Origin of the sequence: Cellulomonas fimi ATCC 484, assembly GCF_000212695.1 — a bacterium.
Taxonomy (GTDB): Bacteria; Actinomycetota; Actinomycetes; order Actinomycetales; family Cellulomonadaceae; genus Cellulomonas; species Cellulomonas fimi.
On record NC_015514.1, the window covers coordinates 3,425,252 to 3,439,442 of the forward strand.

At 76.3% G+C, this 14,191-nt stretch carries 11 protein-coding genes; 7 read left to right on the top strand and 4 right to left on the bottom strand.

Going from position 1 to position 14,191, the window contains the following annotated elements; all coding sequences use genetic code 11:
• Nucleotides 1-76: 76 nt before the first annotated feature.
• Entirely contained in the window at nt 77-811 is a 735-nt protein-coding gene (locus CELF_RS15440; RefSeq protein WP_013772201.1) for a DUF4386 domain-containing protein, read from the bottom strand.
• 100 nt (nt 812-911) lie between these two features.
• Here CELF_RS15440 and CELF_RS15445 point away from each other — a divergent pair, with 100 nt between their 5' ends.
• The 7 genes from CELF_RS15445 (at nt 912) to CELF_RS15470 (ending at nt 10,108) form a co-directional block, all read left to right on the top strand.
• Nucleotides 912-1,613 carry a TetR/AcrR family transcriptional regulator gene (locus tag CELF_RS15445; protein WP_013772202.1) on the top strand — a complete coding sequence of 234 codons (702 nt, stop codon included), beginning with the start codon at nt 912-914 and terminating at the stop codon, nt 1,611-1,613.
• Nucleotides 1,614-1,780: 167 nt separating this feature from the next.
• Nucleotides 1,781-3,244, top strand: coding sequence for a pyridoxal phosphate-dependent decarboxylase family protein (locus CELF_RS15450; RefSeq protein WP_013772203.1), 1,464 nt, complete (start codon nt 1,781-1,783; stop codon nt 3,242-3,244).
• Complete coding sequence (locus tag CELF_RS15455; RefSeq protein WP_013772204.1) at nt 3,241-4,584, top strand: lysine N(6)-hydroxylase/L-ornithine N(5)-oxygenase family protein; 1,344 nt, start codon at nt 3,241-3,243, stop codon at nt 4,582-4,584. The genes CELF_RS15450 and CELF_RS15455 overlap by 4 nt, the downstream gene beginning before the upstream one ends.
• On the top strand, nt 4,581-5,150 hold the full coding sequence (locus CELF_RS19660; RefSeq protein WP_013772205.1) for a GNAT family N-acetyltransferase: 570 nt from the start codon (nt 4,581-4,583) through the stop codon (nt 5,148-5,150). The genes CELF_RS15455 and CELF_RS19660 overlap by 4 nt, the downstream gene beginning before the upstream one ends.
• Nucleotides 5,147-6,976: an IucA/IucC family protein gene (locus CELF_RS15460; RefSeq protein ID WP_013772206.1), complete on the top strand. Its 1,830-nt coding sequence runs from the start codon at nt 5,147-5,149 to the stop codon at nt 6,974-6,976. Before CELF_RS19660 ends, CELF_RS15460 begins: the two co-directional genes overlap by 4 nt.
• A 25-nt stretch (nt 6,977-7,001) precedes the next feature.
• Entirely contained in the window at nt 7,002-9,419 is a 2,418-nt protein-coding gene (locus CELF_RS15465) for a penicillin acylase family protein (RefSeq protein ID WP_013772207.1), read from the top strand.
• Nucleotides 9,416-10,108: a GNAT family N-acetyltransferase gene (locus CELF_RS15470; RefSeq protein ID WP_013772208.1), complete on the top strand. Its 693-nt coding sequence runs from the start codon at nt 9,416-9,418 to the stop codon at nt 10,106-10,108. The genes CELF_RS15465 and CELF_RS15470 overlap by 4 nt, the downstream gene beginning before the upstream one ends.
• A 3-nt stretch (nt 10,109-10,111) precedes the next feature.
• Here the strand turns inward: CELF_RS15470 and CELF_RS15475 are convergent, their stop codons facing one another.
• Genes CELF_RS15475 through rsmA form a run of 3 tightly spaced genes read right to left on the bottom strand, consistent with a single transcriptional unit; the run spans nt 10,112 to nt 13,839 of the window.
• Entirely contained in the window at nt 10,112-11,917 is a 1,806-nt protein-coding gene (locus CELF_RS15475; protein ID WP_013772209.1) for an ABC-F family ATP-binding cassette domain-containing protein, read from the bottom strand.
• A 45-nt stretch (nt 11,918-11,962) separates the two neighbouring features.
• Complete coding sequence (locus CELF_RS15480; protein WP_013772210.1) at nt 11,963-12,907, bottom strand: 4-(cytidine 5'-diphospho)-2-C-methyl-D-erythritol kinase; 945 nt, start codon at nt 12,905-12,907, stop codon at nt 11,963-11,965.
• Nucleotides 12,904-13,839 (bottom strand): 16S rRNA (adenine(1518)-N(6)/adenine(1519)-N(6))-dimethyltransferase RsmA, encoded by a 936-nt coding sequence (gene rsmA, locus CELF_RS15485; protein WP_041553566.1) that lies wholly within the window; start codon nt 13,837-13,839, stop codon nt 12,904-12,906. Before rsmA ends, CELF_RS15480 begins: the two co-directional genes overlap by 4 nt.
• Between the last annotated feature and the right edge of the window lie 352 nt (nt 13,840-14,191).

A 14,191-nucleotide genomic window follows, 5' to 3' on the forward strand; every position in this document is an offset into this window, starting at 1 on the left:
CGCGGGCGGCGCCACGTGCGTGCGGGCGGAGCGGCCCGGCGCCCCCGGTGCAGCCGGTGCGGCCGGTGCGGCCGGCTCACGCGGGCCGCGCGACGAGCGACGGTGTGGCGACCCGTCCCCCCGCCGGCCCCCCCGCTCCCGCCGTGGGGACCGTCCGGTAGCCGCGGACCAGGAGGTAGACGGCGAGGCTCATCTCCCACGCCGCGACCGGCACGGCGGCCGCCATCGCGACGGGTGACACCTGCGCGTACAGCCCGAAGAGCACGGCGGTCGACGACAGGAGGACGAGCGGCCCGCCGACGAGCCCGAGGACCGTGATCCACCGCGGGACGAGGCCCGCGCGGTGCACTGCGGCGGCGAGCAGCAGGCTGTTGAGGCCGATGACCAGGCCGGGTCCGAGCAGGAACGTCCAGTCGTGCAGCGCGACGAGGCCGTGGCCCACCGCGACGAGCGCGCCGTCGTCGCCGACGGCGTCGCGCTCGCGGCGGAGCGTGACGAGCGACAGCGTCGCGACGATGCCGACGCAGATGACCGCGGCCTCGAGCAGCCGGCCCGCGACATACCCGATCGCAGCGGCGGGGGCGTGCCGGCGGAGCACCGGGTAGACGGCGACGGCGGTGCCGAGGCACGAGACCGCGAGCACGACCTCCAGCAGGCCGCCGAGCAGCACCTGCCCGTCGGCACCGGCGCCGAGGACGTAGCCGGGGTCGGACAGGGCGGGCTGGTACAGCGCGAGCCCTGCGACCGCGGCGACGGCGGCGAGGACGAAGAAGGTGCCGACGACCACGGCACTGCGTCGGTCTGGGCTCATGACGATCACTCCTCGTGGCGATGGTGTACCGCGTACACCTGATGGGTCAGGACTCTAGGTGTACGGTGTACACCGGTCAAGGGTGAAGGAGGTCGACCGGATGCCGACGGGTGCAGCCCGACCGCCGCTGAGCCGCGAGCGCGTGCTCGACGCCGCCGTCGCGCTCGCCGACGCCGAGGGTCTCGACGCGGTGAGCATGCGGCGGCTCGCGCAGGACCTGGGCGTCGTGCCGATGGCGATCTACAAGCACGTCGCGCACAAGGACGAGCTGCTCGACGGCATGGCCGACCGCGTCGTCGCCGCGATCCCGCCGACCGACGCGGACCTGCCCTGGCGCGACGCGCTGCGCGCGCGGGTGCTCGACGCGCGCGACGTCATGCTGCGCCACCCGTGGGCGCGGCGGGTGCTCGAGGGCCAGGCCGCGCCGACCCCGGTGGTCCTGGGACACCTCGACGCGACGATCGCCATCCTGCTGCGCGGCGGCCTGAGCGCCGACCTCACGCACCACGTCATGCACACACTCGGGAGCCGCGTGCTCGGCTTCAGCCAGGAGCTGCACACGGAGTCGACGGACGCCGGCACGCCGCTCGACGACGAGACGGCAGCCTGGTTCGCCGGGACGTTCCCCCACGTCGTCGCCGTGGCGACCGCCGCGTCGCACGACCCCGCGTCGGTGGTCGACGCGGGCTGCGACGACCGGTTCGAGCTCGAGTTCACGCTCGACCTGCTGCTCGACGGGATCGAGCGCCTGCACCGCGCGGGCTGGACGTCCGCGGCCGCACGGGCGGCCCGGCAGGCCTGATCTCGCGCCGGACCGTCCCGTCCGGATCGTCGGGGTCGTCGGGCTCGTCCAGCCTGCGGCACGCGACTTGACGTCGGGCCCGCCACCGCTAGGTTAGGCAAGCCTTCGCTCAGTAAGGACGTCCTTACCGCGAGGCGTCCCGTCCGTCGACCACCAGGGGGCCTCGCGTGCGCGAGCTGCTGTCGTCCGCCACCGCCGAGCACTACGCCGACACCGTCCACGCCACCGTCGAACGGCTCGCCGGGCGGCTGCGCACCACCACCCAGCCGTTCTCGGGCGCGACGCCCGAGCAGCTGCGCCGGCTCGTCGACGCCGTCGACCTCGACGGTCCCGCGATCGGCACACCCGCCGCGCTGCAGGAGGTCGACGAGCTCGTCACCGCGCACTCCGTCTGGTTCCACGTGCCGACCTACGCGGCCCACCTCAACTGCCCCGTCGTCCTGCCGGCCGTCGCGGCGGAGGCCGTGCTCGCGGCCGTCAACCCGTCCGTCGACACCTACGACCAGTCCGGCATCGGCACGTTCGTCGAGCGGGCCGTCGTCGACTGGACCGCGCGGCGCATCGGCTTCGCGGGCGGCGACGGCATCTTCACGTCGGGCGGCACGCAGTCCAACCTCCAGGGCCTGCTGCTGGCCCGCGAGCACGCGCTCGCCGGAGTGGCGGACCGCGGCACGACGCTCCCCCGGCTGCGGGTCGTCGCGAGCGCGTCCAGCCACTTCAGCGTCCAGAAGGCCGCGCTGCTGCTCGGGCTCTCACCCGACGCGGTCGTCCTCGCACCGTCCGACGCCCTCGGGCGGCTGCGCCCCGACGCCCTCGCCACGACGCTCGCCGCCATCCGCGCCGCGGGCCACGTGCCGATGGCCGTCGTCGCGACCGCCGGCACGACCGACCGCGGGTGCCTCGACCCGCTCGCGTCGGTCGCGGACGTGTGCGCCCACGACGGCGCGTGGCTGCACGTCGACGCCGCCTACGGGTGCGGGCTGCTCGTCTCCCCCACCCGCCGCCACCTCCTCGACGGCATCGAGCGCGCCCGGTCGGTGACCGTCGACTTCCACAAGAGCTTCTTCCAGCCGGTCTCCTCCAGCGCGCTCGTCGTTCGCGACGCCGCCGACCTCGCACCCGTCGCCTGGCACGCCGACTACCTCAACCCGCACGACAGCGACGAGCCCAACCAGGTCGACAAGTCGCTGCAGACCACGCGCCGGTTCGACGCGCTCAAGCTCTGGACCACGCTGCGCGCGCTCGGCGCCGACCGGCTCGGGGCCATGTTCGACACCGTCCTGGACCTCGCCGCGGCCGTGCACCGGTGGGTCGAGGAGGACGGCGACCTCGTCCTCGTCGGCCGCACGCAGCTCTCGACCGTGCTGTTCCGCTACCAGCCGCCCGGCGTGCCCGACGCGCAGGCGGACGCCCTCGTGCCGCAGATCCGCTCGGCGCTGTTCGGCTCGGGACGCGCGCTCGTCGCCAAGACGGTCGTCGACGGGCGCGCGTGCCTCAAGCTCACGCTGCTCAACCCCGGCACGACGCTCGACGACGTCGTCGGCGTCCTGGAGCTCGTGCGCGCGGCCGGTGCGGCGCTCGTCGAGGGCGACGACCTGCTCGCGGGCGACGCGACGGCGGCCGTCCGGTGAGCGCGCGCACGCACGACCTCGTCGGCATCGGCATCGGGCCCTTCAACCTCGGGCTGGCGGCGCTCGCCGACCCGCTCGACCTCGACGCGGTCTTCCTCGACGGCCGCGACGGCTTCGCCTGGCACCACGGGATGATGCTCGAGGGCGCGACGACCCAGGTCCCGTTCCTCGCGGACCTCGTGACGATGGCCGACCCCACGTCGCGGTTCTCGTTCCTCGCGTGGCTCAAGGCCACCGGCCGGCTGTACCCGTTCTACATCCGCGAGTCGTTCTACCCGCTGCGCAGCGAGTACGACGCGTACTGCCGGTGGGTCGCGGGGCAGCTCGCGTCGCTGCGCTGGGGGCGGACGGTCGTGCGCGTCGAGGCCGACGACGACGTGTACGTCGTGCGCGCGCAGCGGGCCGACGGGACGGTCGAGACGTACCGCGCGCGGCACCTCGTGCTCGGCGTCGGCACGCAGCCCGTCGTCCCGGCCGGCCTGCGGGACCTCGACGGGCCCGTCGTGCACAGCGCGGGGTACCTGCCCGCGCGCGACCGGCTGCGCGCGGGCGACAGCATCACGGTCGTCGGCAGCGGGCAGTCGGCGGCCGAGATCTACCGGGACCTGCTGGAGGACGTCGACCGGCACCGCTACCGCCTGGACTGGGTCACCCGCTCCCCGCGGTTCTTCCCGATGGAGTACACCAAGCTCACGCTCGAGATGACCTCGCCCGAGTACACCGACCACTTCCACGCGCTGCCCGTCGGCGTGCGGGACCGGCTCGCGCGCGAGCAGCGCGCGCTGTCCAAGGGCATCAGCGGCGCGCTCGTCGACGACATCTACGACACGCTCTACCGCAAGAGCGCCGCCGGGCCGGTGCCCACCACGCTGCTGACCGACACCGAGGTGCTCGGGGCCCGCTGGGACGGCGAGCGGTTCGCGCTGCGGCTGCGGCACGCGCAGCTCGGCACCGAGCACGAGCGCACCACCGCCGGCCTGGTCCTCGCGACCGGGTACGCCGCGCACGTCCCCGCGTTCCTCGACCCCGTGCTCGACCGGCTCGACCTCGACGCGCAGGGCCGGTTCGCCGTCGCCCGGGACTACTCCGTCGACGGGGGACGCCGGCGCGTGTTCGTCCAGAACGGCGAGGAGCACACGCACGGCGTCACCGCGCCCGACCTCGGCTTCGGGCCGTGGCGCAGCTCCGCGATCCTCGAGGCCGTCGTGGGCCGCGAGGTGTATCCCCGCGAGCGCCGGATCGCGTTCCAGGAGTTCGGCGTCCCGGGCGACGCGCGACCCGCGGGTGCCGCGGCCGTGGACGGCGTCGACGCGGGCGCGGTCGTCGGCGGGGCCCGGTGAGCGCACCCGGGGCGGCCGCTCGCGCGCTCGCCGTCACGCTCGAACCGCTCGACGTCGACGTGCACGCGGCCCGCATGCACGCCTGGCTGACCCACCCGCGCTCCGCGGCCTGGGAGATGACGCACCTCGACCTCGCCGGCGTGCGCGCCTACCTCGACGGCGTCGACGCCGACCCGCACCAGCAGGCGTGGCTCGGGCGCGTCGACGGCGAGCCCACGTTCCTCGTCGAGACCTACGACCCCGCGCACGTGCTGCTCCCGGGCGTGCACGACGCGCTGCCCGGCGACGTCGGCATGCACCTGCTCGTCGCACCGCCCGCCGGCCCGCCCGTGCACGGCCTGACGTCCGCCGTCATGCGCGAGGTCGTGCGGTTCGTGCTCGACGACCTCGGCGCGACGCGCGTCGTGGTCGAGCCCGACGTCACCAACGCCCGGATCGCCGCGATGAACGCGGCCGCCGGGTTCCGCGTGCTGCGGGAGGTCGACCTGCCCGGCAAGCGCGCCCTGCTGTCCGTGTGCACGCGCGCCGACCTCGCCGCGAGCCCCCTGGGAAGGACCCTGCGATGACGACCACGACCGACCGGCCCACGACGACGGCCACGCTGGCGTCGACCGCCGCGCACCTGCGGCCCGAGCCCATGGCGGTCGCGCAGCGGCACCTCGTCGCGAAGGCGCTGGCCGAGTTCGCGCACGAGCGGCTGCTCGCGCCGGTGCGGGTCGACGCGGGCACGACGGCCGACGACGCGCGCGGCCCGCACGACTACCGCGTCGTGCTCGACGGCGGCCGGGTCGTCTACCGGTTCCGCGCGCGGCGCCTCGCGCTCGAGCACTGGGCCCTCGACGAGTCGAGCCTGACCCGTGACGTCGACGGAACGCCCGCGCCGCTCGACGCGCTCGACCTCGTCCTCGAGCTGCAGCCCCTGCTGCGGATCCCCGACCACCTCCTCGCCGTCTACCTGGAGGAGATCGCCGCGACGCTCGCGAGCGGTGCGTTCAAGGCGCACCACGGCGGGCCGTCGGCCGCTGACCTCGTCGGCGCACCGCTGTGGGAGGTCGAGGCGGCGATGACCGAGGGGCACCCGTCGTTCGTCGCGAACAACGCGCGCATCGGGTTCGGGGTGGCCGAGCACGCCGCGTTCGCCCCCGAGGCCGGGCGGCCCGTGCGGCTCGTGTGGCTCGCCGTGCGGCGCTCCGTGAGCCACCTCGCGCTCGGGGCGGGCCTCGACGAGGACGCGTTCTACCGGCAGGAGCTCGGCGGGGCGACCGTCGCCCGGTTCCACGCACAGCTGCGCGACCTGGGGCTCGACCCCGCGGACTACCGCTGGCTGCCCGTGCACCCGTGGCAGTGGGAGCACCGGCTCGCGGTGACGTTCGCGCCGGACGTCGCGCGACGCGACCTCGTCCTGCTGGGGGCGGGCGACGACGACCACCTGCCGCAGCAGTCGATCCGGACCCTGCTCAACGTGTCCGACCCGACGCGGCACTACGTCAAGGTCGCGCTCGCGATCCAGAACATGGGCTTCCTGCGGGGCCTGTCCCCCGCGTACATGCGCGCGACCCCCGCGATCAACGACTGGGTCGCGGACCTCGTCGCGTCCGACCCGGTCCTCGCGGGCCACCGGTTCCGGCTGCTGCGGGAGCGCGTGTCGATCGGCTACACCGGTGACGCGTACCACCGCACGCCGCAGCCCAACGCGCACCGCAAGATGGTCGCGGCCCTGTGGCGCGAGAGCCCCGTCCCGCTCGTCCCCGCCGGCCACCGTCTCGCGACCATGGCGTCGCTGCTGCACCGCGACGCCGACGGCGCGTCGTACGTCGGCGCGCTCGTCGCCGCGTCGGGCCTCGACGCCGCGACGTGGGTGGGCCGCTACCTCGACGTCTACCTCGCGCCGCTCGTGCACTGCCTGCTCGCGCACGACCTCGCGTTCATGCCGCACGGGGAGAACGTGATCCTCGAGCTCGACGCGCACGTGCCCGTGGGCGCGTTCCTCAAGGACGTCGGCGAGGAGGTCGTCGTGCTGACCGACCGGCCGCTGCCCGACGAGGTCGCCCGCGTGCGGCAGCCCGTCGACGCCGCCGAGGCGGCGCTCGCGATCTTCACCGACGTGTTCGACGGCGTCCTGCGGCACCTCGCGGCGATCCTCGACACGGACGGCCTGATCGACGAACGGTCCTTCTGGGCGCTCGTGGCGGCGTGCGTCGACGCGCACGCCGTGCGCTTCCCGGACCTGCACCGCCGCGTCGACCTGCGGGCGCCCCGGTTCGCGCACTCGTGCCTCAACCGCCTGCAGCTGCGCAACACCGCGCAGATGGTCGACCTCGCCGACCAGTCGGGGTCGTTGCTGTTCGCGGGCACGCTCGCCAACCCGATCGCCCGCGGGCTCGACGCGTGACGGCGGCGCGGCGCACGGTGGCGGCATGACGGTCGAGGTCTTCCGCGACGCGCTCGGCGTCCCGCACGTGCGCGCGGCCGACGAGCTCGGGCTCGCCTACGGGCAGGGCCTGGTCACCGCGGTCGACCGTGCGTGGCAGGTGGAGGTCGACCTGTGGCGCGCGCAGGGTCGGCTGGCCGAGCGCCTCGGCCCGGCCGGCGTCGCGTGGGACGTCCTCGCGCGGCAGCTGCGGATCGCCGACACCGCGCAGCGCGTGCACGACGCGCTGCCGGAGGACGACCGGCAGTGGCTCGCGGCCTACGTGCGGGGCGTCGACGACGGGCTGCGCGGGCGCCCGGTCGCGGAGGTCGACGCGCTCGACGCCCGGCTCGGCGGGGTCACGCCGCGCGAGCCGTGGCCCGCGTGGGGACCCGTCGGCGTCCTGCTGGTCGCGCACGTGCTGTTCTCGACCTTCCCGCGTCTGCTGTGGAACGACCACGTGGCGCACGCCCTCGGCGACGACGCCGTCGACCTGTTCGACGCCGCCGGCGGCGCGGGCGACCCGGGCTCGGGCGGCAGCAACGCGTGGGCGCTGCACGGGTCGCGCACCGCGAGCGGCCTGCCGGTCGTCGCCGGCGACCCGCACCGGCTCCTCGAGCTGCCGGGCGTCTACCAGCAGGTCCGGCTCGCGTGCCCAGGGGTCGACGTCGTCGGGCTCGCGTTCCCCGGCGTCCCGGGGGTGCCGCACGTCGCGCACGCCGGCGGCGTCGCGTGGGGCGTGACGAACGCGATGGCGCACCACGTCGAGGTGTTCCGCGAGCGCCTGCGGCCGGGCACGGACGGCTGGAGCGCGCTCGGTCCGGACGGCTGGGAACCCGCGGCCGTGCACGAGGAGACCGTGCACGTCCGCGGCGGCGTCGACGTCCCGGTGCTCGTCGGCGAGACCGCGCGCGGGCCGGTGCTGTGGCGCGGTGGCGGCCCCGGGCCCGGGGACCCCGCGCGTCCCTCCGGGTCGGGGCACCCGCCGGACGTCTCGACGGCGCCCGGCGGCCCGGGACGCGGGGGCCGGTCCGGACGGGCACGGGCCGCCCGGGCCGGCGACCCGCCGGGAGGTGGGGACGGCGACGTCGCCGCCTGGTCGGTGCGCTTCCCCGTGCGTGCGACCGCCGACGCGGGCGTCAGCTGCCTGCGCCGGCTGCTGCACGCGCGCGACGCGCACGACGTCGCGGCCGTCCTGCGCGACTGGGTGGACCCCGTGAACCGGGTGCTCGTCGCCGACCGGTCCGGCACGGTGCTGCGCGTCGTCGCGGGCCGGGTGCCCCGGCGCGGTGCGGCGGACCGGCTGCGGCCGCACGACGCCTGGTCGGACGCGGGACGTGCCCCCACGTGGGCACCGCCCGTCCCGCCCGAGGAGGTCCGGGACGTCGCGGTCGACGCCAACGAGCGGCCGGCCCGGCCCGAGCAGGACCTGGGGGCGCTGTACGCGCCCAGCCAGCGAGCGCGCCGCCTGCGGGCGCTGCTCGACGCGACCCGCACCGAGCCCGCGACCGCCGCGGGCACCGCCCGGCTGCACGGCGACGTGCGGCACGACGGCGCCGCCCGCCTCCTCGCCCACCTGGCCGACGCCGGCACCTCGGGACCGGACGTCGGCACCTCGGGACGGGAGGTCGGCACCTCGGGACCGGACGTCGGCACGGTGCCGCCCGACGGCGTCGGACCGCCTGCCGGGACGCCGGAGCCCGTGTCCGCCGCCGCGCGGGCGCTGCGCGCACGGCTGCTCGCCTGGGACCACGAGATGCACGCGGGCAGCACCGACGCCGCCGCGTTCGCGCGCTGGCGGTCCGCGCTGGTCTCCCGCGTCGCCGCGCACCCCGCGCTCGCGCCGCTGCACGACGACCCCGGTGCCGGGCCCGTGCTCGCCCCGTGGTTCGTCGTGCCCGCGCGCGTCGCCGACGCCCTGCCGGCGCTGCTCGACGCCGACCGCGCGGGGCGGATCGACCTCGACGGCCCGGCCCTCGTGCGGGCCGCCCTGGAGGACGCGGCCCGCCCGGAACCGCCCACCGGCCCGGCGCCGGGAACGACGCCGCGCCCGGCCGCGGAAGGCGCGGCGGTCGGGGACCGCACGTGGGGCGACCTGCACCGCCTGCACCCGCTGCACGTGCTCGACGAGGTGCCGGGGTGCGCGTCACCGTTCGTCGTCGACGTCGGGCTCGGCGGGGACACCGACTGCGTGCGGTCCACGTCGTCGACGCCCGGGGTGTCGCACCGGGCGTGGCGCGGGTCGGTCGCGCGGTACGTGTGGGACCTCGCGGACCGTGACCGCAGCCGCTGGAACGTGCCGTTCGGCGCGAGCGGCGTACCCGGCGCCCCGCACGCGCTCGACCAGCTCGACGACTGGGTGCACGCGCGCACCACCGAGCTCGTCACCGACTGGGACCGGCTCCACCGGGAGGACCTGCCATGACCGCACCGCGCACCACCGCGGCGACGCCCGCGACGACCCTGTCGACCTCGACGAGCACCACCCGCGTGGCTGCCGCGCACGGCGGGCCCGCACCGGACGCGGCCGGGACCCGCCTGCGCTCGGGCCCGCCCGGCACGGTGGTCGACGCCCGGGACGTGCCCGGGCTCGGCCGGCTCACCACCACGGTGCTCGACCCCGACGACGACCTCGACACGGTGCACGCCTGGGTCACGCAGCCCCACACCGGGTTCTGGGGCCTGGGCGGGCTCACGCGTGCCGAGCTGCGCGACACGTACGCGTTCGTCGACGCGCTGCCGAGCCACCACGCGTTCGTCCTGCGCCGCGACGGCCTGCCGGTCGCCCTCCTGCAGACGTACGAGCCGGAGCACGACCCCGTCGGCGCGCACTACGCCGTCGAGCCCGGCGACGTCGGCGTGCACTTCCTGCTCGGCGCACGCGGCCGCCCGACGCCGCGCTTCTCGACGCTCCTCATGGGCGCCGTCCTCGACGCGCTGCTCGAGCCGCCCGCGGCCCGCCGCGTCGTGATCGAGCCGGACGTGCGCAACGAGCGAGCGGTCGCCCGCGCGGTGCGGCAGGGCTTCACGCTCGGACCGGTGGTCGACCTGCCGGACAAGCGTGCCCAGCTCGCGTTCCTCGGCCGCGAGCAGTGGGCGTCCCTGCGGGGCTGACGCTCAGCCGGCGATCTCTGCGGCCTCCAGCCAGGCGGCCTCGAGCTCGTCCTTCTCGGCGGCCAGGACACGCAGCTCCGCGTCGAGCGCGAGCACGGCCTGGTGGTCGGTGGCCTGCGCGGCCATCTGGTCGTGCAGGCCCTTCTCCAGGTCGGCGATGCGCGACAGGCGGCGCTCGATGCGCGCGATCTCCTTGCGTGCGGCGCGCACCTCGGCCTGCGACGGGCCGGCGTCCACGACGCCCCCCGCCGCGGCGGGGTCGAGGTCCGGCGCGGGCGAGGCGGCGGCCGGCGGCAGCGTGGTCCCGGACCCCTGTCGCAGCTCCAGGTACTGCTCGACGCCGCCCGGCAGGTCCCGCAGCTTGCCGTCGCCCAGCAGCGCGACCTGCCGGTCGCACACGCGCTCCAGCAGGTAGCGGTCGTGCGAGACGACGACGAGCGTCCCCGGCCAGCCGTCGAGCAGGTCCTCCAGGGCGGCGAGCGTGTCGGTGTCGAGGTCGTTGGTCGGCTCGTCGAGCAGCAGCACGTTCGGCTCGCCGACGAGCAGGCGCAGCAGCTGCAGGCGTCGCCGCTCCCCGCCCGACAGGTCCCGGACGGGGGTGCGCGCGCGGTCCCGGGGGAAGCCGAGCCGTTCGACGAGCTGCGACGCGGTGAGCTCCTTGCCGCCGACCACGACGGACCGCTTCTCCCGCTCGACGACCTCCACGACGCGCAGGTCCGCGAGCTCGTCGAGGTCCTCGACGTCCTGCCGCAGCTCGGCGACCTGCACGGTCTTGCCGCGCTTCACGCGCCCGGACGTCGGCGCGAGCCGCCCCGCGAGCAGGCGCAGCATCGTCGTCTTGCCGGCCCCGTTCACGCCGACGACGCCGATCCGGTCCCCCGGGCCGAGCCGCCACGTCACGTCGTCGAGCAGCACGCGGTCGCCGAACGCGAGCGTCACGTCCTCCACGTCGAGCACGTCCTTGCCCAGGCGAGCCGTCGCCATGCGGGCGAGCTCCATGCGGTCGCGCGGCGGCGGCTCGTCGGCGATGAGCGCGTTCGCCGCGTCGATCCGGAACCGCGGCTTCGAGGTCCGCGCCGGCGCACCGCGGCGCAGCCACGCGAGTTCCTTCCGCAGCAGGTTCTGCCGCTTCTCCTCGGTCGTCGCCGCGGTCCGGGCCCGCTCCGCACGCGCCAGCACGTAGGCCGCGTACCCGCCGTCGTACTGGTCGACGCCGCCGTCGTGCACCTCCCACGTGCGCGTGCACACCGCGTCGAGGAACCAGCGGTCGTGCGTGACGACGACGAGCGCGCCCGACCCGCGCGCGTGCCGGTCGACGAGGTGCGCCGCGAGCCACGCCACGCCCTCGACGTCGAGGTGGTTGGTCGGCTCGTCGAGCACGAGCACCTCGTCGTCGCGCACGAGCAGCGCGGCCAGCGCGACCCGGCGGCGCTGCCCGCCCGACAGGGAGGCCACGTCGGCGTCGAGCGACACGTCCGACAGCAGGCCCGCGTGCACCGCGCGGATGCGGCTGTCCGAGGCCCACTCGTGCGCGTCGGCGGAGCCGTGCACCGCGTCCAGGACCGTGCCGGCCGCCAGGTCGTCGCGCTGGTCGAGCACCGCGACGCGAACGCCGCCGGCCCGGGTCACGCGGCCCGCGTCGGGGTCCTGCAGGCCGGACAGGACGCGCAGCAGCGTCGACTTGCCGGCGCCGTTGGGGCCGACGACACCGATCCGCTGGCCGTCGTCCAGGCCGAGGCTGACCTCGTCGAGGAGCGTGCGCGTGCCGAGCGTGAGCGTGACGCGGTCCGCGCCGAGAAGGTGAGCCATCGAGGCGACAGGCTACCCGCCGCCCGGCACCCTCCCGCGTCCGGCTCAGTCGCTCGCCGACACCACGCGCGCACCGGCGACGGGTCCTGCGGCCGTGAGCACGCGGTCCGCGACGCCCGACGCGGTGAACGCCGCCGCGAGGACGAGCGCGTGCTGGCGGCTGCGGGCCAGCGCGGCGACCGTCGGGCCGGAGCCCGACACCACGACGCCGAGCGCCCCCGCGTCCTCCGCGACCGCGAGCGGCTCCGCCAGCCCGGGATCGAGCTCGAGGGCCGCCATCTGCAGGTCGTTGTGCAGCGCCGCACCGAGGGCCCGCGCGTCGCCCGCGCGCAGCGCCTGCATGAGCGGCACGTCGTCCTCGGGGTCGGGCTCCGCGACGTCACCGCCGGAGTGCAGCTCGTCGAACGCGCGGTACACGGCGGGCGTCGACAGGCCTCGGTGCTGCACCGCGAACGCCCAGTGGAACTCGCCCCGGGTCAGGGCCGGTGTCAGCAGGTGCCCGCGGCCCGACCCGACGGCCGTGTGCCCGGTGAGCGAGAACGGCACGTCGGAGCCGAGCTCCGCGGCGATCTCCACGAGGTCCTCGCGGCCCAGACCCGTCCGCCACAGGGCGTCGCACGCCACGAGCGCGGCGGCGGCGTCGGCCGAGCCGCCCGCCATGCCGCCCGCGACGGGCACGTCCTTGACGAGGTGCAGGTGCACGCCGGCGTCGATGCCGACCCGGTCGGCCAGCGCACGCGCCGCCCGCAGCGCGAGGTTGCCCTCGTCCGTCGGCACGACCTCCGCCTGGGGCCCGCTCACCGTGAGCTCGAACCGCTCGGAGGACGAGGCGATGACCTCCTCGTACACGCTCACGGCCTGGAACACCGTCGACAGCACGTGGTAGCCGTCGGCGTCCGGGGGCCCGACGCGCAGCGAGAGGTTGATCTTGCCGGGCGCGCGCACCCTGACCTCGTGGTCGGGCAGCGGGGCCACGGGGGTCAGCGTCACGCCTCCACTGTGCCAGGTCCGCCCGGGACCGGCCCGAGGTGCTCGGCGATCCGGGCGAACGCCTCGACGTCCAGCCGCTCGCCGCGCGCCTGCGGGTCGACCCCCGCGGCCACGAGCGCAGCCTCCGCGGCCGCCGCCGACCCGGCGAGCGTCGCGAGCGCGGGCCGCAGCATCTTGCGCCGCTGCGCGAAGGCGGCGTCGACGACCGTGAACACCTGCTCCCGCGTCGCGGTCGTCACGGGCGGCTCCCGACGGTCCAGCCGGACGAGCGCGGAGTCGACGTTCGGGACCGGCCAGAACACCGAGCGCCCGACGGTCGCGGTGCGGCGCGCGTGCGCGTACCACGCCGCCTTCGCCGACGGGACGCCGTACGTGCGGCTGCCCGGGGGTGCGGCGAGCCGGTCCGCGACCTCCGCCTGCACCATGACGAGCGCGCGCTCCAGGGAGTCGAACCGCTCGAGGAACGTGAGCAGCACCGGGACCGAGACGTTGTAGGGCAGGTTGGCGACGAGCGCGACCGGCGGCGGCCCGGGCAGCTCCTCGACCTCGAGCGCGTCCCGCAGCACGACCGTGAGCCGGTCGCGGCCGCCCGCGTCGCGCAGCACGACCGGTCCGTCGGGCGGGCCGTCGACGCGCACGAGCCCCGGGACGTGGGACGCGACCGTCTCGGGCAGGAGCCGGGCGAGCACCGGGTCGATCTCGACGGCGACGACGTCCGCGCCCGCCTCGAGCAGCCCGAGCGTGAGCGACCCGAGCCCGGGTCCGACCTCGACGACCCGCTCGCCGGCGGCGACGTCGGCCTGCCGGACGATCTTGCGCACCGTCCCGGCGTCGAGCACGAAGTTCTGCCCGAGCGTCTTGGTGGGCCGGACTCCGGCCCGCTCGGCGAGCGCCCGGATCTCGCCGGCCCCGAGCAACCCGTTCCCCGACATGCCCCCGAGCCTAGGCGCTCCCCACCCCACCCCGGCCCACACCCACTCGTCCACCCGACTCCACCCCTCCCCGAGTCCCCTCCCCCGCGCCCTGCGCCCTGCGCCCTGCGCCCTGCGCCCTGCGCCGAGATCGTGACCCCGCGTCGAGATCGCGAGCTCAAGCTCACGAGCTCGGCGCGGAGTCGCGAGGTCGAGCGCGTCGGGCGGGTGGGGCTGGGAGGGGGCGGGCGGCAGAGGGCGCGGCAGGAGGGGGCGGGTAGGAGGGGGTGGGTGTGGGAGGGGATAGGGATGGAGGGTGGGAAGGGATAGGGATGGAGGGTGGGAAGGGACGGCGACGCCCGCCGGCTCCGGG